At 72.0% G+C, this 18144-nt stretch carries 15 protein-coding genes; 7 read left to right on the top strand and 8 right to left on the bottom strand.

Annotated features, from left to right (window positions below):
* Positions 1 to 8 precede the first annotated feature (8 nt).
* The 3 genes from ACQPY0_RS14880 to ACQPY0_RS14870 form a co-directional block, all read right to left on the bottom strand.
* Entirely contained in the window at positions 9 to 1160 is a 1152-nt protein-coding gene (locus ACQPY0_RS14880; RefSeq protein ID WP_432989037.1) for a glycoside hydrolase family 26 protein, read from the bottom strand.
* Positions 1157 to 3118: a glycosyltransferase family 2 protein gene (locus ACQPY0_RS14875; RefSeq protein WP_432989035.1), complete on the bottom strand. Its 1962-nt coding sequence runs from the start codon at positions 3116 to 3118 to the stop codon at positions 1157 to 1159. The genes ACQPY0_RS14880 and ACQPY0_RS14875 overlap by 4 nt, the downstream gene beginning before the upstream one ends.
* Positions 3119 to 3968: 850 nt before the next feature.
* Complete coding sequence (locus tag ACQPY0_RS14870) at positions 3969 to 5186, bottom strand: MFS transporter (RefSeq protein WP_432989033.1); 1218 nt, start codon at positions 5184 to 5186, stop codon at positions 3969 to 3971.
* Positions 5187 to 5245: 59 nt separating this feature from the next.
* Between ACQPY0_RS14870 and ACQPY0_RS14865 the strand changes: the two genes are divergently transcribed.
* Together ACQPY0_RS14865 and ACQPY0_RS14860 are read left to right on the top strand one after the other, a co-directional pair.
* Complete coding sequence (locus ACQPY0_RS14865) at positions 5246 to 5908, top strand: CGNR zinc finger domain-containing protein (protein ID WP_432989031.1); 663 nt, start codon at positions 5246 to 5248, stop codon at positions 5906 to 5908.
* A gap of 2 nt (positions 5909 to 5910) precedes the next feature.
* Positions 5911 to 6657: an alpha/beta hydrolase gene (locus tag ACQPY0_RS14860; protein WP_432995237.1), complete on the top strand. Its 747-nt coding sequence runs from the start codon at positions 5911 to 5913 to the stop codon at positions 6655 to 6657.
* A gap of 406 nt (positions 6658 to 7063) precedes the next feature.
* Here ACQPY0_RS14860 and ACQPY0_RS14855 read toward each other — a convergent pair whose 3' ends face one another.
* Positions 7064 to 8554: a condensation domain-containing protein gene (locus ACQPY0_RS14855; protein ID WP_432989029.1), complete on the bottom strand. Its 1491-nt coding sequence runs from the start codon at positions 8552 to 8554 to the stop codon at positions 7064 to 7066.
* A 51-nt stretch (positions 8555 to 8605) separates the two neighbouring features.
* On the opposite strand from ACQPY0_RS14855, the gene ACQPY0_RS14850 reads away from it, so the two are divergent.
* Entirely contained in the window at positions 8606 to 9256 is a 651-nt protein-coding gene (locus tag ACQPY0_RS14850) for a diguanylate cyclase domain-containing protein (protein WP_432989027.1), read from the top strand.
* On the opposite strand, the gene ACQPY0_RS14845 is transcribed toward ACQPY0_RS14850, so the two are convergent.
* Positions 9149 to 10102, bottom strand: coding sequence for an Lrp/AsnC family transcriptional regulator (locus ACQPY0_RS14845; RefSeq protein ID WP_432989025.1), 954 nt, complete (start codon positions 10100 to 10102; stop codon positions 9149 to 9151). The two genes, ACQPY0_RS14850 and ACQPY0_RS14845, sit on opposite strands and share 108 nt — an antisense overlap.
* Positions 10103 to 10186: 84 nt before the next feature.
* Here ACQPY0_RS14845 and ACQPY0_RS14840 point away from each other — a divergent pair, with 84 nt between their 5' ends.
* From ACQPY0_RS14840 to ACQPY0_RS14830, 3 genes are all read left to right on the top strand, one after another.
* Complete coding sequence (locus ACQPY0_RS14840; RefSeq protein ID WP_432989023.1) at positions 10187 to 11596, top strand: MFS transporter; 1410 nt, start codon at positions 10187 to 10189, stop codon at positions 11594 to 11596.
* A 235-nt stretch (positions 11597 to 11831) separates the two neighbouring features.
* Entirely contained in the window at positions 11832 to 12578 is a 747-nt protein-coding gene (locus tag ACQPY0_RS14835) for an MBL fold metallo-hydrolase (RefSeq protein ID WP_432989021.1), read from the top strand.
* Complete coding sequence (locus ACQPY0_RS14830) at positions 12575 to 13180, top strand: DedA family protein (RefSeq protein ID WP_432989019.1); 606 nt, start codon at positions 12575 to 12577, stop codon at positions 13178 to 13180. The genes ACQPY0_RS14835 and ACQPY0_RS14830 overlap by 4 nt, the downstream gene beginning before the upstream one ends.
* 129 nt (positions 13181 to 13309) lie before the next feature.
* On the opposite strand, the gene ACQPY0_RS14825 is transcribed toward ACQPY0_RS14830, so the two are convergent.
* From ACQPY0_RS14825 to ACQPY0_RS14815, 3 genes are all read right to left on the bottom strand, one after another.
* Entirely contained in the window at positions 13310 to 14116 is an 807-nt protein-coding gene (locus tag ACQPY0_RS14825; RefSeq protein ID WP_432989017.1) for a class I SAM-dependent methyltransferase, read from the bottom strand.
* 207 nt (positions 14117 to 14323) lie between these two features.
* On the bottom strand, positions 14324 to 16381 hold the full coding sequence (locus ACQPY0_RS14820) for an alkaline phosphatase family protein (protein ID WP_432989015.1): 2058 nt from the start codon (positions 16379 to 16381) through the stop codon (positions 14324 to 14326).
* A gap of 32 nt (positions 16382 to 16413) precedes the next feature.
* The gene (locus tag ACQPY0_RS14815) at positions 16414 to 16599 is read right to left on the bottom strand and encodes a hypothetical protein (RefSeq protein WP_432989013.1); all 186 of its coding nucleotides are present in this window, start codon (positions 16597 to 16599) and stop codon (positions 16414 to 16416) included.
* A 60-nt stretch (positions 16600 to 16659) separates the two neighbouring features.
* Between ACQPY0_RS14815 and ACQPY0_RS14810 the strand changes: the two genes are divergently transcribed.
* The gene (locus tag ACQPY0_RS14810) at positions 16660 to 18141 is read left to right on the top strand and encodes a CHAD domain-containing protein (RefSeq protein ID WP_432989010.1); all 1482 of its coding nucleotides are present in this window, start codon (positions 16660 to 16662) and stop codon (positions 18139 to 18141) included.
* The last annotated feature ends 3 nt before the right edge of the window (positions 18142 to 18144 follow it).

The raw sequence follows: 18144 nt of genomic DNA, 5'->3' as shown, positions 1-18144 counted from the left end.
CGGGGGCACTAGTTCGATCGGGAGCCCGACGCAGCCGGGGTCGCGGCCGCCGTAGCCAGGGTCCGGCGGGGCACCGAGTCGGGCGTCCAGTGCGCGTCGAAGTACGGCTGGGCGATGCCCTTGGCGAACGCCGCCGAGGCGGCCGGGGAGGCCGCGATGCGCCAGTCGGTCTCCTTGACCGACTCGTACCACAGGAACCCGATGATCTCCGGATGCTTCGGCAGCGTCTGGAGCAGGTCCGTGATCCAGTCGGCCTTGCGCCCCCGCTCGTCGGTGGCCGCCGTCTCGGTGACGACGATCGGGCGCTTGCTGAGCGTCTTGAGCTCGGCGAGCGTCCCCCGGTAGATCTGCTCGAACGTCTGGTACGTCTCCATGCCCGCCGTGCCGTAGTAGCCGGACAGCCCGACCCAGTCGACGTAGTCGTCGCCGGGGTACAGCCGCGACAGCGGTGTGGCGTTCTCGTAGACGACGTTGGGGCTCCAGACCCAGATGACGTTGGTCGCGCCGAGCCCCTTGAACAGGTCGTGCACGTGGCGGTAGGCGGCCACGTAGTCGCCGCGCTGGTTGCCGTTGGCGGACTCGCACCACGGGTACCAGTAACCGTTCATCTCGTGCGCGAAGCGGATCGCCACCGGATAGCCCAGCTCCTTGATCCCCTTGGCCCACTCGGTGATGTACGCGTCGAAGTCCCCGCCGCTGATCCGCGCGAGCTGGTACTTCGGCTGCGTGCCCCGGTCCCGGTCCGTCTTGGACGCGGCGCGGTAGTCCCACGGCTCCCAGCCCAGCATCGGCAGCATGCCCCGGTTGACGATGCGGTCGAACGGCTGCCGGTCGAAGTGCGGCTGCGCGCCCCAGCCCGAGGCGAACATCATCACCTGCGGGTTCTTGCCCGCCGCCTGCACGAAGCCGTTGTAGTCGGTGAGGTCGCCGGGGCCCTTGTCGGTGAAGACGCCGAAGAAGCCGGTGCCCGCCGCGGGGAACGTCGGCGCCTTCCTGCCCGGCGCGCTCGGTGCCGGCGTGAAGCTGGGCCGGGGCTCGGCGAGCTTCTCCTGCCACTGCGCGCTCGGATTGACGTAGGCATCCACGCGCGGGGCGACGACGAAGACGTACCCGCCGATGATCACGAGCGCGGCGAGCATGATCCGGGGCAGCGTGATCATGCGTGGCTCCCCTGCCGCTGGGCCTGGTGCGGCATCGGGAACCCCGCGTGCGGCACGGCCGGGAACCCGCGCACCGTCGGCAGGTCGTCGATCGACATCGCGCTGGCGGCCGTCGCGCGGACGGTGACGACCAGCCCGGCGGTCACCGGGTCCTCCTCGGGCACCTCGGTGCCGCGGCTGCGCAGATGCGCCCCGTAGGCGATCAGGGGCGGCACGAGCCCGACGACCATACTGACCGCCGCCCAGAAGCGAAGGGCGATGGAGTCGTACCCCATGAGCGCGCTCGTCGCCAGCAGCGCCGTGCCGACCAGCGCCCACAGCAGGTGCGTGCGGAACGTCTTGGGCCCGTCCACGCTGCGCAGGCGCCCCTTCGCGGTCACCGCGTACGCCAGCGGCCGGCGCAGCAGCGCGGCGAACCCCGCCGCCACGTAGACCGGCACGGCGAACAGCGCGAGCAGCATGCCGTGCACGCCGATCTCCTTGCGCTCGTGCCGGGCCAGGTTGAACCTTCGCAGCCACAGCCACAGCACGACCCAGGTGCCCATGCTCGCCGACCACAGCGCGAGCCACCACTGCCACTGGATCGTCGCGGCGTTGATGCCCAGCCCCAAATACGTGCCGGTCGCCACCACACCGGAGACCGCCGACAGCGCCACACTCGGGTAGTACGACTGCACCAGCCCGTAGCACAGCCGCTGCCGGGCGCCGAGGTGCTTCAGGTGCGGGCGGGAGCGGCGCAGCAGGATCTCCCACACGCCGTACGCCCACCGCTTCTGCTGGTTGAAGTAGTCCGTCCAGCTTGTCGGCCCCTCGCCGACCGCGATCACGTCCGGCGTGTAGACGCCCTTCCACTTGCCGTCCGTCAGCGGGTTCTTCGCCCCCATCACGACCATGCTCGTCAGGTGGTCCTCGATGATCGAGTCCTGGTACCCGTCGATCAGCGCCCACGCCAGCGGCCGGTAGAGGTGGTTGGTGCCGATCAGCAGCGGCGCGTCGAGCCCGTTGCCGCCCCGCTCGATCAGCCCCGAGAACAGGTACTGTTGCACCGAGGCGCCGTGCACGACCCAGTTGTCGTACATGTTGCCGTACACCTGCGGCGCCACGACGAACGCCACGTCCGGGTCGCGGAAGTACCCCAGCGTGCGCTCCAGGAAGTCCGGCAGCGGCACGTGGTCGGGGTCCATCTGCGCCACGACGTCGTACACGTGCTCGTGCGTGGCCCGCCAGGCGTTGTGGTTGCCCGACTTGGTCTTGGCCCGGAACGCCCCGTGCTCCTGGTTGAACTCGGGCCGGCCCTTGCGGCTGAAGTGGTGCACGCCGAGCCGCTTGGCCATCGCCTTGACCCGCGGGTCGTCGCCCTCGTCGAGAATCCAGATGTCGACCCGCCCGTCGTGGCGCACCCGCTGCATCGCCCGCAGCGACCGCTCCACGACGTCGATCGGCTCCTTGGCCGGCACGATCGTGGTCAGCATCGCGATGCGCAGCCCGCGCCCGGGCACCATCGGCACCGGGTCGCGCGCCTTCCACGCGAACACCCACACCGCGAAGTTCTGCAGCATCCGCACAGCCTCGACCAGCACCACGAAGCAGAACGCGACCCGCGCCATGATCACGTGCCAGTCACCGGCCCCGAGGGTGTCTCCCCTGGCCCCCGGGATGTGCTCCGGCAGCAGCAGCCACCCGACGAACACCAGCCCGGTCAGAAAGTTCGCGGCGATCAGCAGCGACAGCATCACCCGCCGCCACGGCCCGCCCACATACCGGTACACCACCGGATGCTGCGCCTGCCCCGGCGTGGTCAGCGCCCCGGTGATCGCCTTGCAGTCCTCGTACGCGCGATGCGTCTCGGCGAGCTTCGCCCGCTGACGCTCCCGACGCCGCTCAAGACGCCGCCGACGGCGGCTCGAATCAACCCCGGCGCCGCCCGCAACGTTCGCGGCCGTCACCGATCGGGGCACGGCGGTGTCCAGCAACGACCCGGCCTCCGATCTTCCAGAACTCGTCGGGACGCCACCGTAGATGCCGTTCCCGCGCCGACTTCGACATTGCCGATCGTAGGCACAGAATGCGATCTTAAGGACCGCCCGAACGGCTGGCCATAAATCCTTCCTATTTGATCGTTCCCGCAGCTAAAAGCCGTGTTCAAACCCCTTCCGAACGCCGCCGGCCCACCCGGAATGTAACGGATCCGACAGCCCCAAGCCAGATCTCTTTCTTGAACAACTCCAATAGCGCCGGACCACGTTCACCAGAGCACTCAACAATACGTTTAATTCTGTCAACTAACCGACATCGAGCAACAGTTGTTTTTCAGTCCCCCGGTTCCAACTAACGCCAAATACACCCTTCTCCCAAAAACACCGCCCCGGTCCCACGCCACCCGCCCCACCCGAGCGACACATCAACGCGGACGCAAACCAGCCCAGCTCACCCCTCGCCGCTCCCACCCCGCCAAGCCACTCCCACCCGGCCACCCTCCCGCGCCCAGCGCCCTCCTCCGCCCAGCCCATCCCGCCCACCCCATCCCGCCCGACCCACGCTCACCCGGGCCGGTCCACTCAATTCGCCTCGCTTCCTCGACCCGGCCCAGTTCTCCCGTCTCCCTCCACTCCCCTCTGCCGGCACCCCAATCCGTCCACCGCGGCGGTCGCGGTCGTCGTCGAGGATCGCCGCCCAGATGCCGCGCATCCACGAGCCGACCGGCGTGCTCCATCCAGCCCAGCCCAGCCCCCGCCCGGCCGACGCTCCCACCTGAACCGCCTTCACACCTCCACGCCTCGCGCCTCGCGCCCTCACACCTCCGCACCCTTACGCCGTCGCACGGAGCCAGCTCACCTCAGGCTCAGGTGCCGCCGGGCCCTGCTGAAGCGCGCGGCGCGGCCGGGCGAGGCGGGGTTCGGCGAGCAGCAGCAGGACGGCGGCGGCCGTGATCGCCGCGCCGACCAGTGCCACGGACCGGACCCCAGCCTGATCGACGATGACGCCCCCCAGGAACGACCCGGAGGCGATGCCCACGTTGAACGCCGAACTGCCGCCGGCCGAGGCGAGGTCGGTGCTGCCCGGGGCGACGATGAGGATGCGGTTCTGCACGGCGGCGGCCATGGCGCTGTACGCGAAGCCATTGGCGGCCAGGGCCATGATCGCGACCGGCTTCAGGGTGCCGAGCGAGTAGAGCACCAGCAGCGTCACGACGATGAGTGCCAGCGGGGTGACGAGCGCCAGCCACGGGCGCCGATCGAGGAAGCGCCCGACCACGACAGTGCCCAGGAATCCGGCCGCGCCGGTCACCAGCAGCAGCGGGCTGAGCGTGGCGGCGGCGAAGCCGGTCACGTCCAGCAGAAAGGGCGTCACGTAGGTCTGGGCGGTCAGCGCGCCGGTCACGCCGATCGCAGTGCAGAGCACCAGCAGAACGTATCGCCGCCGGTCCGGGGCCGCGCCGCGCGACGCGGCTTCAGCCTCCGGCGTGGCGCCCGGGACCAGGGCCACGACGACGGCACAGGTGGCGACGCCGATGACGGCCATGACCAGGAACGCGAAGCGCCAGCCCACCTGCTGACCGAGCCAGGTGCCCAGCGGCACGCCGAGCACTGGGGCCAGGGCGGCGCCGATGGACATGCGAGCCACCGTGCGGCCGCGCTGAGACGGCGGGAAGAGGCCGGTGGCGCTCGAGGCGACGATGGACCAGAACAGTGCCTGCGTGAGGCCGACGACCAACCGCGCACCGAGCAACACCCCGTAGCCGGGTGCGAGGGCGGTGACCAGCGTCGCGGCGGAGAAGACGCCGAGCGTCAGGCCGAGCAGGAGCCGGCGCGGGACCCGCTGGGTGAGGCGTGCCAGCGGGAACGACATGAGCACGACCACGACGGCGTAACCCGTCATCAGCAGCCCGATCTGCGATCTGGACCGGTTCAGGTCGTCGGCCATGAGGGTGAGCAGCCCGACCGGGAGGATCTCGGTGGTGACGAACGTGAACGTCGAGATGGATAGGGCAGCCAGGGCCAGGTTCGCGCGTCGGTGTTCGAGCATAAGGGCTCTCCCATCCCGATGATTCCGGTTAAAGCGAGTACGGTGGTAGCATCGCACACATGGAGTCGACGGACAACCCGGTTCTCCGCCTCGTCGGCGGGCACACCGGGCTCGACCTGGTCAACACCGTCGAGCCGCGGGTGCCCGGCGGCACGCCGGAGAAGGAGCACCTGGGCACTCCACAGGAGTTGCTCGACTGGGCCGTGCGCACCGGCGTCGTGGAGCCCCACGAGGCACCCGATATCCAACTGACCTGGTCCGGGGAGCAGGCCCTGGCGGCGGCGCTGGCCCTGCGGGAGGCCCTCTACACGGTGCTCGCCGTGCGCCTGGACGAGGAACTGAAGCCGAAGCTGCCGTATCAGTCGGCGCTGGAGCAGTTGGGCACGCGCTACTCCGCCGCGGTGGCCAGAGCGGGCGTCACGCTGGCGTTCGACAGCCCGACCGCCGGGCGACTGCAGATCGGCGACGTCGCCCCGTTCGCCATTCAGGACCGCCTCGCCGCCATCGCCGTCGACCTGCTGACGACCGAGAACGTCGCGGACCTACGCGTCTGCCCCCTGGAGGAAGGCGGCTGCGGCTGGCTGTTCCTCGACCGCAGCCGCAACCACTCACGACGGTGGTGCGCGATGGCTGACTGCGGGGCGCGCGTGAAAGCCCGCCGGCTCAACGACCGCCGACGGGGCAGACAGCTACCACCGAACAGCATTACGATGGGAGCATGAGCATGGCACTCGTCCGCTGCAACTTCTCCTCCGAGACCCTCGGGTTCGGCACGTCGATGACCGTGCTGCTGCCCGAGCAGACGCCCGGCCCGCTCCGCGGGTTCCCGACCCTCTATCTCCTGCACGGCCTCAGCGACGACGACACCGCCTGGACCCGCCAGACCTCCCTGGAGCGGTACGCCGAGGAGGCCGGACTCGCCGTCGTCATGCCGCAAGTCCACCGCAGCTTCTACACCGACGAGGCATGGGGCCGTCCATATTGGACGTTCGTGTCCGAGGAGTTGCCACGGATCGCCCGCCATCTCTTCCGCCTCACCGACGACCCGGCGAAGACGTTCGTCGCGGGTCTGTCCATGGGCGGATACGGCGCGTTCAAGCTCGCCCTGCGCCACCCCGGCCGGTTCGCCGCCGCGGCCAGCCTCTCCGGCGTGCTGGACATCGCCGAGAGGACCCACACGATGTCCACGCCCGAGGATCCCCGGATGTGGCAGCGCATCTTCGGCGACCCGCCCACCGTCGAGGGCACCGAGGACGACCTGCTGCACCTGCTCGGCAAGGTCGAGAGCCCGCCGCCGCTGTATGTCGCCTGCGGCACCGAGGATGTGCTCTACGAGTCGAACGTGCGCTTCCGCGAGGCGTGCGCGCAGCGCGGCATCCCGCTCACGACGGACTTCTCCCCCGGCGATCACGACTGGGCCTTCTGGGACGCCCAAATTCGCAAGGTGCTCGCATGGCTGCCGTTGCCATGATCCCCGACACCGCGATCGGGCGACGCCGACCATGGCTGGGGTCATTCCGCTGGCGCCGCGCGAGCGGCAAAGTCGCCAATCGGCACGATTTCTGGGCACTCGGCGGTGCTGTCGGCAACCTGAGGCGTGTGGTCCTGCGAGCACTCCGCACTGGCCTGATGAAGGGTGGCCCAGCGACACAGACCGGGCGCTACGCACGTGCGAATGATCTTGACTCGTGGCGGCGGAACCACCGCATCGCCGAACGGGGCTTGACCCATGCCTGGGTTTCGCGGGTCGGTGATGGGAGCGGAGAGGACTTCTTCCTGGATACCGTCGGCCGGCCCGTAGGGGCCCAGCCCGAGAGGGGCGAGCCGCCCGGGAGGGGCGATCGCCTGGCGCCACGCGCTCGTGGTCGGGCACTGGGTCAGGGGACGGACTGAGCCGCCAGGTTCAGGGCGGCCGCGACGGTGAAGTTCTCCATTTCCTGCAGCAGGCGGTGGAGACCCTCGATCGGGAGGTAGGCGGTGTCGATCTCGGTCGTGATCTGGATGGTGTCCGGGACGTCGTCGATGTTGATCATCAGCTTTTCGTTGAAGTACGGCAGCGGGGTCTCGCGGATCAGGGTCGTCGCCGGCAGGAGGGAGCGGATGGCCGCCTCGTCGGGCGTGCTGGCCGGAGGGCGGAGGGTCATGCGGCGCTCGTTGTAGAAGACCTGCAGGTCCAGTGGTTCGCCGCGGTCCTTGCCGATCTGGTCGATCAGGGCCTGGCGGGTCGCCGGGTCGTAGTAGGCGTACTTGGAGGCGCTCATCGACGACTGGCGGGCCCTTGACACCGCCTCCGCGGCCGTGGTGTCGCGGGCCTCGAAGACGACCAGGCCGTTCTGGGCCAGCGGGGAGACCACGTCGGCCAGGCCGGGGCGGAAGCGGTTGCTGACGATGACCTGGGTGGCGAAGGGGCCATCGCCGACGACGCGGGTGAAGGCCACGCCGTAGGCGGCCAGGAGGATGGGGGCGGAGTCGATGGAGAGCAGGGCCGCCAGGCGTTCGCCGGCGGCGTGCAGCGCCGGGGACTGCCAGACGAGCTGGCGGAATCGAGGGGCGGGGGGCTCGTTGAAGCCGGCCGGGAAGCGTTGGGGAGCGATGGCGCGCAGCTGAGTTTCCCAGTAACGCATGGCGTTGTCGGTTTGGCGGGTCGAGGCCTGCTGCAGGGCCACGAGGTCCAGGTGGGACGTGGCGGCGTGGGGGCCGATCGCGTCGCGCTGGGCGAGCTCGCGGACCATGGTGGCCAGGCCGCTGCCGTCCGCGGCGATGTGGCAGACCATGACGACGACGTGGATGACCGGGCCGCCGGGGCCCGCTTGGACCACGGCCATGCGGATGGGCCACTCGGTGGTGTAGTCGAAGTTGCGGGCCTTCCAGCCGGCGTACACCTCGGCGGCCAGTGTGCCGGCGGCCTCCAGCAGCGGTGCGGGCAAGGAGTCCTGGGAAGGGGCAGGCGCGGTGCCCACGGAAGACGCGGGCGCGGGGTCAGGGGAAAGAGCAGACGCGGGGTCCGGGGAAGGAGCAAGCGTGGGGTCCGGGGACGACGGTGAGACGGCGGGGGCGGAGGACTGGGGGCCGGGAAAGCGGACCGTGTGGACCTCGAGGAAGGCGTCGCCGGAGGGGAAGGTCTCCTGGGTGGTGGTGCCGTCCTCGGCGATGCGGAGCAGGGTGCGCATCGACGGGTAGCGGGTCATGAAGAAGCGGAGCTCTTCGGCGAAGTCGGACACGGTGCGGGCGTCGTGGACGGGGACCACGCCGCCCATGCTCATGGAGGTGCCCACCTCGATCATCGCCTGCCAGACCTGGTGCTGGCCCCACGTCAAGACACCAGCGCCGGCGCCTTCGCCCTCGAAGGGCACCCTGATCCGCTCCATGGGAGCTGATCGTGCCTCGCGGAGATCGACGAAGGCAAGGAGGCCGATGGAATGCGAATACGAAGGTTGGAGCCATATATCGGCCGTCAGGATGAGTGCTGGACCGCCAGGGCTGCGAAGGCGGGGAGCCGATCGCCCGGGTCGCGATGGCGTCGGCAGTGGCGCGCAGAGCTGGATGGCCACGAGGCCGGCGACGAACTGCTACAGGCGGTCGCGGGGCGGCTCACGCACTGCGTGCGGACCGAGGACACCGTCGGCCGGCTCGGCGGGGACGAGTCATGGTCGTCAGCTGGGCCAGGTCGTCGCGCTGACGGGCCCGGAGCTGTCCGACGAGTGGGTCGTGGTCCGGTTCGCCGAGGGATCCCGAACCTGGCGGCGGCGGTACGCGTCGCCCGACGGACCGTGCGAGCGGTCGACACGCCGATCGTGGTGGACGGCCGGTTGCCGCCGGCGAGCGCGAGCGTCGGAGTGGCGCTGTCCGATGACGCGTCGCTGCCCGACGAACTGCTGCGGCAGGCGGACAGCGCGATGTACACCGCAAGAAGGGCGCGTATCACGTCCACCACGCGGCGTGATCGCCCGAATTCAACAGGACTACAGCACGGCGGCGACCTGCTTTACGTGGCGCAGCGCCGGGACCGACTCAAGGCGCTCCACGCCCGGCAGCGGGCCGATGCGGTGGGTCACGTAGTCGTACAGTGACGCCACGTCCCGGCAGATCACCGTGGCGAGCAGGTTCGTCTCCCCCGTCGTCGCGGCCACGAACACCACCTCCTCGTGCCGTGCCACCTGCGTCCCCACCGCCTCCAGGTGCGCCGGCGCGACCGACAGCCACAGCAGGAACCGGGCGGTGTAGCCGAGCAGCGACGGGTCCATCTCCACGTCGAAGAAGATGGCCCCGGTCGCGCGCAGGTGCTCCAGGCGCCGGCGGACCGTCGACTCCGACATTCCCGTGGCGGAGGCGAGCTGCGGGTACCCGAGCCGGCCGTCCCGGTTGAGCGCGGCCAGCAGCGGCCGGTCCTCGTCGGTGAGCACGGCCACGGTGCCGGGGGCCGGCGGGGGCGGGCGCAGCCGCGCGGCCTGTTCCTGGCTCAACTGCGTGGCGCGGGCCTCGCCGCCGACCGGGCCACCGGCGAAGTGGTGCATCAGGCAGAACGCGCGCACGGAGACCAGGCGCGGCGTGCGGGGCAGCTTCTGCAGCAGGAGTGACTCGCGGTCGGCGGTGCCCGGATTCTGTACGACGCAGGTGACCTCGGTGCCGCCCGAGCCCAGCGTGACCCAGGTGGTGTCGGGGCGGCGAGCCAGGGCGTCGGCGATCGCGCCGGCGCTGTCCGGCGTGGTCTGCAGGCGGATGAGCCACATGTCGTAGCCGAGGCGGACGCCGTCGGGCAGGGCCGCGACCCGCAGGCCGCCGACTCGCAGCCTGCGGTATCGGCGCGCCACCGTCTGGTCGGAGACACCCAGGACCTCGGCGAGGGTGCTGAACGGGACGCGGCCGTCGAGGCGCAGCGCATCGACGATCGAGTGGTCCAGCGCGTCGATTTCCACCATCCCACGGTAAACCGTGTCGAAATCCGCCGCCATGACGGTGGCGAGTACCTGAAAGCCGACGGCGACCAGACATTGGACCGCATGCGCAAATGGTCCGCACTCACCGCCGTCTCCATCGGCACGTTCATGCTGCTCGTCGACGTCACCATCGTGACGGTCGCGCTGCCGGCCATCGCCCGGGACCTCGGGGCCACGCTCGGCGGGCTGCAGTGGGTCCTCGACGGGTACGCCCTCGCCCTCGCCGCCGTCCTGCTCGCCTCGGGCGCGCTCGCCGATCGGCACGGGCGCCGCCGGGTGTACCTCGCCGGTACCGGCGTCTTTGCCGCCGCATCGCTGCTGTGCGCGGTGGCACCCAACGCCGCGTTCCTCGTCGCCGCCCGGCTCCTGCAGGGTATCGGGGGCGCGGCGATGTTCGCCACGACAGTGGCGATCCTCAGCGTCGCCTACACCGGACGCGACCGCGGCGTCGCGTTCGGTGTCTGGGGCGCGGTCAACGGCGCCGCGGCCGCCGCCGGGCCGATCGTCGGCGGGCTGCTCACGGAGCACTTCGGCTGGCGCTGGATCTTCCTGGTCAACCTGCCGGCCAGCCTGGTGGCGGTGTGGTTCACCGTGCGCGGCGTGACCGAGTCGCACGGCCGCCGCGACGCCCGGCTCGACCTGCCCGGCACCGTCACGTTCACGCTCAGTGCCGCCGCCGTCACGTTCGCCCTGATCCGCGGCGGCGACGCCGGCTGGACCGCGCCGAGCACTCTGGGCGCGTTCGCGCTCGCCGCGCTCGCCCTGGTCGCGTTCATCGTTATCGAGCGGCGCACCGATCACCCCATGCTCGACCTGCACCTGTTCGCCAAGCCGTCGTTCGGCGCGCTCATGGTCGCGGCCGTACTCGCCCAGGCCGCCGCCTTCGCCTACCTGCCCTTCACCACCGTGTGGCTGCAGCAGTTCCGCGGGCTCGGCCCGGTCGACGCCGGCCTGCTCGGCGCCCTGCCGCTCAGCGCCGCCTCGTTCGTGGCGGGCGCGTTCGCGGGCCGGTTCCTGCAGAAGGTGCCGCCGCGCTGGACGATCGGCGTGGGGATGCTGCTCATCGGCGCCGGCGCGCTGATCCAGGCCCGGCTCACGCCCGCCTCGAAGGACACCGCGCTCATCCCCGGCCTGATCGTGGTCGGCCTGGGCGTCGCCGCCGTCCTGCCGACGATGGCCTCGGCGGCCCTGGCAGCAGTACCGCACGAGCGCAGCGGCATGGCCGGCGGCGCGGTCAACACCTTCCGCCAGCTCGGGTTCGCGCTCGGCGTGGCGATCTTCGGCGCCATCTTCTCCGACCGCCTGGCCGCCCACCACCCGCCGACGGACGCGGTGAACCACGTGGTCGCCCTGGCCGGCTGGATCGCGCTCGCCGGCGCGGTGCTGGTGCTGCTGGTGGTACGGACGGGCCGCCCGGCCTGGGAGGCGCCGAAGCAGCCCGCCGACCAGCCCGCCGTGACCGAGCCCGTATAGAGCGGCCGGGCGACCCACGGCCGGGCGACCTGGCCGGACAGCCTACGGCCGGGCAGCCCACGGACGGGCGCCCACGGCCGGAAGGCACTCGGCGGCCGGGCGGCCTACAACCGTGACGCCTACGACCGGAAGGCACTCGGCGGCCGAGCGGTCCGGCGGGCGAGGCCGTCCGAGCGGTCCGGCGGGGCGAGGCCGTCCGAGCGGCGGCCGGGCCGGGCGTGCCCATAATGGCTGGGTGGACATCACCTGGTGGGGGCACGCGACTGTGGCCATCCGCGAGCGCGGGGTCACGATCCTGACCGATCCGGTGCTGCGCAACCGGCTCGCGCACCTGCACCGGCGGCGCGGGCCGCTGCCCCGGCTCGCCCACGCGCCCGACGCCGTGGTCGTCTCCCACCTGCACTCCGACCACTGCGACCTGCCGTCGCTGCGCGGCCTGCCCCGGTCGACCCGGCTGATCGTGCCCCACGGAGCGGCCTCCTTCCTGCGCTCGCGGCTCGGTGAGCGGGACTTCACCGAGCTGCGGGCCGGGCAGGAGACGCGGGTCGGGGACGTGACGGTCCGCGCGGTGCCGGCCGCGCACGACGGCGGCCGGACCCCGAAGTCGCGCATCCGGGCGGTGGCGCTCGGCTACGTCGTCGCCGGCGACACGTCGGCCTGGTTCGGCGGCGACACGGGGCTGTTCGACGAGATGAAGGAGATCGGGCCGGTGGATCTCGCGCTCGTACCCGTCTGGGGCTGGGGCTGGACGCTCGGCCCCGGGCACCTGGACCCGGCCCGGGCCGCCGAGGCGATGCGGCTGGTCGAGCCCGCGCACGCCGTGCCGATCCACTGGGGCACGCTGTGGCCGGTCGGCTGCGGGCGGGTGCGCCCGGACCGGTTCCACCGCCCGGGCGACGAGTTCGCCGAGCATACCCGCGGCGCCGCCCCGCAGACCGACGTGCGCGTGCTCGCGCCCGGCGAGAGCCTGACGATTTCGTGACCACGTTCGCAAGCCTGGTCGCCGCGCTGGCGATCACGTTCGGGATCGTCGCGCTCGGCTCGACCGTGCCGGTCCTGCCGACCGGGGCGGCCGTCAGCGCCACCGCGGTCCTCGCCGCGCATTACAACCCGCTCGCGGTGCCGGCGGTGATCGCGGCCGGCGGGCTCGGGGCGTACAGCGGCGACGCCGTCACCTTCGCGATCTGCCGGGCCGGCGGCGAGGCGCTGACGCGACGGCTGCGGCTGTTGCGCCGGCCGTGGCGGCTGGCGGAGACGGTACGGCAGCGGCTGCAACGGCGCCCGGTGATTGCGCTGCTGGTGTCACGCCTGGTGCCCGGCGGGCGAATCCCGGTGCTGCTCACGGCCGCGATCGTCGGGCTGTCGTGGCGGACGTTCATCGTCTCCAACATCGCCGCCTGCCTGCTGTGGTCGGCCACGTACTCCGCGATCGGCCTGCTCAGCCGCAACGTCTTCCCGCAGCCGTGGCAGGGCGTGGTCTGCGCGATCGTCATCGTGCTCGCCGCCGGGCAGATCGCCGGCTGGATCGAGCGGCGCCGGGAGGACAAGACACAGGACGGCGCCGAGATCCGGACCATGCCGTAGCAGTGCGAGCCCCGGACCGCGCCGAAGCAGCCCGAGTCTCGGACCGCGCCGTAGCAGCCGCCCGAGCCCGGACCGCGCCGAACGCAGCGCGGGATCCCGCTGCGTTCGGCGGGCGGCCGGTGCGCCGGGCTACGCCGTGGCCTCGACGTAGATCGTCTCGTCGTTGCGCAGGACCTGGTCGAGATCGGCCACATCCTGGCGGGCGCCCTCGCGGTAGGCCCGCACGACGATCGCCTCCTCGGCGAAGCCCGCCGACGTCAGCGCGTAGGTGAGCTCCTCGAGGTCGTAAAGCCAGCGGTGGCCGTACACGTAGAAGAGCTGGTTGAACATGAACGCCCCGCGCGCGGGCATGGCGGGCGCGACGCCGGTGAGGGCGCGGTTCATCCGGCGGCGGTGCTTGGCGAAGAAGCCGTCACCCTTGACGTAGCTCTCGGCGTACACCTTGAGGTCCGGCGTGGTGAGCCGGAGCAGACCGCCGGGGCGAAGGATCCGCTTGACCTCGCTCAACCAGGCGATCCCGGCTCGCAGGGTGACATGCTCGATGAGATGCTCGGCGAAGACCCAGTCGACGGTGTCGTCGGCGACCGGCAGCGCGCCGGTGATGTCCATCTCGGCGAAGCGGGCGGTGCCGTCGACGAGGTACACCCGGCCGCGCTCGGTCGTGGTGCCGTCGGCGGCGACGAGCGAGACGAGGTCGGTGCCGAGGGCCTGCGGGTGGCTGGTCTTGAACGCGGCGAACTCGACGCCGGTCAGGCCGAGCCCGTCGAAGTGCGAGCGGTCCAGCACCGCCGCGCTGAGCTCGGGCTCGAGCGTCTCGACGCGGGCCAGGTCCTCGGTGAAGGAGTCCACCGTGGCGGCCAGCTCCTGGGGGTCCTCCCAGTTCCAGGGGCGTAACGCGTCGTCGGCCATCTCGCGCGGCTCCTCGTCCTGCGGCATGCGAAATCCTGCGGGCGTGCGAAATCTTGCGGGCGTGCGAAATCTTGCGGGCGTGCGAAATCTTGCGGGCGTACGAAATCTTGCGGGCGTACGAAATCCGGCGGCGTGCGAAATCAGGTAGTCGTGCCAGCCGCCAACGCCATGACCGCAATCAACCCACGTTGACGCTGATCAACGTGGGTCGAGAACACGGTCAGGCTAGTTGATCTAAACACCTCGAACTCTCGCCGACAAGGGAAGATCGTCATCGCGCGGCGCGGGCACCGCCGCGGGCGCGCGCAGGCCCAACTCGTCGAGCCAGGCGACCAGCTGGCGGTGCACGTCGACCGGCCCGCGCGGCTCGGCACTGAGCACCGGCCACTCAGCCGGATGCACCAGCACCGCCTCGGTCTGCCAGCCGCCGATCCCGCCGTGCGAGCCGACCAGTTCCTCGAACGCGGCGACCTCGTCCGTGCCCGGGTCGACCCGGCTCACCACGACCAGGTCGCCGACGTGCGCCATCTCGGAGTGGGCGAGCAGGTCGGCGGCGGCGAGCGGGCCGTACGGCGGCAGCGGGTCCTCGCCCTCCACCCGGCCGTCGCGCAGGTGGTGCCGCCCGGCCGGGCCGATCGCCACCGGACCGTCGGGGCCCTCCACGACGACCAGGCCGATGCCCGGGTGCTTGGCGAGGCCGTCGACCAGGCCGGGGCGCAGCTGCTCGATCATCGCGAGGCCGGCGCGGCCGGGCACGTCGGTGAGGTACAGCATGGCGAGGTTCCCCGAGGCGATGGTCACCACCTCGCCGCGGGGGCGGTGGGTCTCGGGGCCGCACGAGCGCGTCTGGTGCGACACGCCGGCGAGCAGGGTGTTGGCCCGGCCCCAGTCCTCGTCGTCGGGGCCGCCGCTCGCGCTCTCGCTGCCGTTGCCGGCCAGATCGCCGACGAGGCGCTCCAGCGTCACGCCGTACCGCTGCGAAAATGTCGCCCCCTGGCTCTGCCCGTGATCGGACAGGACCACGATCTGATAGTCGCGGCCGGCGACCCGGGCGAGCTTGTGCAGGGTCCCCAGCACCCGGTCGAGCCCCTCCAGGGTCTGCAGGGCCTCGGGGCGCAGCGGCCCGGCGTGGTGGGCGACCTCGTCGTAGTCGACGAAGTCGCAGAAGATCACCGGGGCGCCCCGGCTCATCTGCTCGGCGATGAGGGAGACGTTGAGGTCCCGTAACAGCACGTTGGTGACCGCGCGCAGGGCGACGTAGGCGGCCGTGCGCGGCACCCGCGGGAACACGTCGCGAAACCGCTGCCGGCGGGCCTGCTGGATCTCCTTGAGCATCTCGCCGACGGAGAGCACCAGCGCCCGGGCGAAGCCGTAGGGGCTGGCGACGAAGGCGAGGTAGCCGCGGGCGGAGCGGCCGGGCAGGGCGGCGTTGCTGAACGTGAGCAGACTGGTGGGCGCATCACCGGAGAAGACGTTGCTGATGCTCACACCGCCGTCGGCGAGCAGACCGCGGCCGGTGGAGACGCGGGCCTCGACGTCGGCGGCGTCGCGGGGCCGGTTGGTCACCACGAGCCGGCCCGACTCCTTCTCGTACCACCGGAAGGCCGGGATCTGCGAGAAGTCGCCGTGCAGGATGCCGGCCTGGCTCGCCGGGGTGGTCGCCGGCATGCCCGTGTGCCAGGGGATCATCGCGTGCGTCCCGGTCCGCAGCCACTTGCCGAGGTTGGGCAGGTTGCCGGCCTTGACCGCCCACGACAGCAGCGGCGAGGAGAGCCCGTCGAGCTGCACGACGAGCACGCCCGGCTCGGTCGCCGGGGTGCCGCGGTGGCGGCGGGCCATCTGCCGCAGCGCCTGGCCCAGGAACACGTCCTCGCTGCCGGCGTCAGCGAGCCAGTTGATGAGCGCGGTGAGCACCGCGGCGAGCCAGCTGGCCACCCACGCGTCGGCGAACGAGTCGACGCTGACGCCGTTGGCCAGGCGCAGCGCGGTGAACATCACCAGGGCCTGGATGACCACGCCGAGGGCGAGCACGCCGACCCCGCCGACGATGACCGCGACGCCGAGCAGCACCAGGCGCATCAGGGTGCCGATGGCGGCGAGCAGGATCGTGAGCTCCACCAGGGCGACGGGCCCGCCGCTGGCGCGCACGCCGGGCAGCACCCAGAACACCACGGCCAGGACGACGACGCTCGTCACGCCCGAACGCAGCAGTGACTTGCCCCACGCGACGGTGAGCCGCCAGTCCCGCAACAGCCGGATCGCGAAGCGTACCCGCTGCCTGACGACCCTCACGGCACAAGGTTACGGGTGCCCGGAAGCCCAGGTCACACCGGCGCGGGCTCGAGCAGGGCCCCGGCGGCCCGCCCGTACCGGTCCGCGGCGCGGACCGTCTCCTCGGCCGCGGCACGGCGCTCGCCGGGGTACACCGGGCGGGGCGCGGAGAGGACGTGACGGAGGGCGGTCAGCTCGGCCAGGTGCGCGTCGAGCAGCGCGAGCAGGTCGTGGTGCACTTCTCGTTTATCCCACGTTCATCTTCGCGAGGTGACCCGTTCACTGCGAGAATGGAGTACATGGCAGGAAAGTTGGAGATCGAACGCAAATACGAGCTGCCGGACGGCTTCGCACTGCCCGACCTGGCCGGGATCGGCGCCGTGGCGAGCGTCGGCGACCCCGACGACCAGCGGCTCGACGCCGTCTACTACGACACCGTCGGGCTGCGCCTGGCCCGCGGCCGGGTGACACTACGCCGGCGCACCGGTGGCAACGACGCCGGGTGGCACCTCAAGCGCCCCACCGGCGGCGAGCGCAGCGAGCTGCAGATACCCGCCAACGCCCGGCAGCGCACCCCGCCCCGGGCCGTCGCCGACCAGGTCCGCGCCCTCACCCGCGGCGAGAAGCTCGCCCCGGTGGCCCGCATCCGCACCCACCGCGTCGAGCGGGCCCTGCGCGCCGCCGACGGCACCACCGTCGCACTCCTCGCCGACGACCACGTCAGCACCGAGTCGCTGCGCGGCGGCGCCGCCCGCGAGTGGCACGAGCTGGAGGTCGAGCTCGTCGACGGCGCCGGCGAGGACCTCGCCCGCCTCGACGCCGCCCTGCGCAAGGCCGGCGCCCGCCCCGCCGCGAGCCCGTCGAAGCTCGCCCAGGCCCTCGGCGAGGACTACCCGCCGCCCGCCGCCGACACCCCGCGCGGCTCCACGGCCCGCCGGGCGCTGGCCGCGTACCTGTCCGAGCAGCGCGACGCCCTCGTCGAGCACGACCCGCAGGTGCGCGAGGGCGACGCCGAGGCGGTGCACAAGATGCGGGTGGCGACCCGGCGCCTGCGCTCCACGCTGCGCTCGTTCGCCCCGCTGCTGCCCGAGAGCGCACCCGGCGACCTCGACCGCCTGCACGAGGAGGTGAAGTGGGCCACCGGGCTGCTGGGCGAGGTGCGCGACTGCGACGTGATGAGCGAACGCCTGGCCGGCCTCGTCGCGGCGGAGCCGGTGGAGCTGGTGCTCGGCCCGGTCGCGGCGCGCATCACCTCGCTGCTGGCCGCCCGCGCCGCCGAGGCCCGGGAGGCGCTCATCGCGGGCCTGGACAGTCCGCGGTACACCTCCGTGCTCAACGACCTCGACGCGCTGGTCGCGGCCGCCTCCGCCCCCGGCCGCATCCCCCGCCGCGACCTTCTGCGCCGGGCCGGCAAGGCGCTGGACCGCGCCGACGCGCGCATGGCCGCCGCGACGACCGACGAGCAGCGCCACGAGGCGCGCAAGGCCTACAAGCGGGCGCGATACGCCGCCGAGCTGGTCGCCCCGGTGGCCGGCAAGCCCGCCACGCGCCTGGCCGCGCGGGTCACCGACCTGCAGGACGTGCTCGGCGCCCACCAGGACGCCCTGGTCACGTGCGACCTGCTGCGGCAGTACGGCATCAGCGCGCACGGCGCCGGCGAGAACGGCTTCACGTTCGGGCTGCTGCACGCCCGCACCGACGAGCACGGCCGCCGCGCCCTGGACGCCCTGCCCAAGGCCCGCCGCAAGGCGAGGAGGGCGGGCCGCGCGCTGTTCGGGTGAGCG

The organism is Dactylosporangium sp. CA-233914 (genome assembly GCF_050942935.1).
Classification (GTDB): domain Bacteria; phylum Actinomycetota; class Actinomycetes; order Mycobacteriales; family Micromonosporaceae; genus Dactylosporangium.
This window is presented reverse-complemented; position numbering and strand designations above follow the sequence as displayed.

Coding starts and splice junctions, on each gene's coding strand:
- ACQPY0_RS14880 (WP_432989037.1), bottom strand. CDS start 1,160: ATGATCACGCTGCCCCGGATCATGCTCGCCGCGCTCGTGATCATCGGC.
- ACQPY0_RS14870 (WP_432989033.1), bottom strand. CDS start 5,186: ATGCTCGAACACCGACGCGCGAACCTGGCCCTGGCTGCCCTATCCATC.
- ACQPY0_RS14865 (WP_432989031.1), top strand. CDS start 5,246: ATGGAGTCGACGGACAACCCGGTTCTCCGCCTCGTCGGCGGGCACACC.
- ACQPY0_RS14860 (WP_432995237.1), top strand. CDS start 5,911: ATGGCACTCGTCCGCTGCAACTTCTCCTCCGAGACCCTCGGGTTCGGC.
- ACQPY0_RS14855 (WP_432989029.1), bottom strand. CDS start 8,554: ATGGAGCGGATCAGGGTGCCCTTCGAGGGCGAAGGCGCCGGCGCTGGT.
- ACQPY0_RS14850 (WP_432989027.1), top strand. CDS start 8,606: ATGCGAATACGAAGGTTGGAGCCATATATCGGCCGTCAGGATGAGTGC.
- ACQPY0_RS14840 (WP_432989023.1), top strand. CDS start 10,187: ATGCGCAAATGGTCCGCACTCACCGCCGTCTCCATCGGCACGTTCATG.
- ACQPY0_RS14825 (WP_432989017.1), bottom strand. CDS start 14,116: ATGCCGCAGGACGAGGAGCCGCGCGAGATGGCCGACGACGCGTTACGC.
- ACQPY0_RS14810 (WP_432989010.1), top strand. CDS start 16,660: ATGGCAGGAAAGTTGGAGATCGAACGCAAATACGAGCTGCCGGACGGC.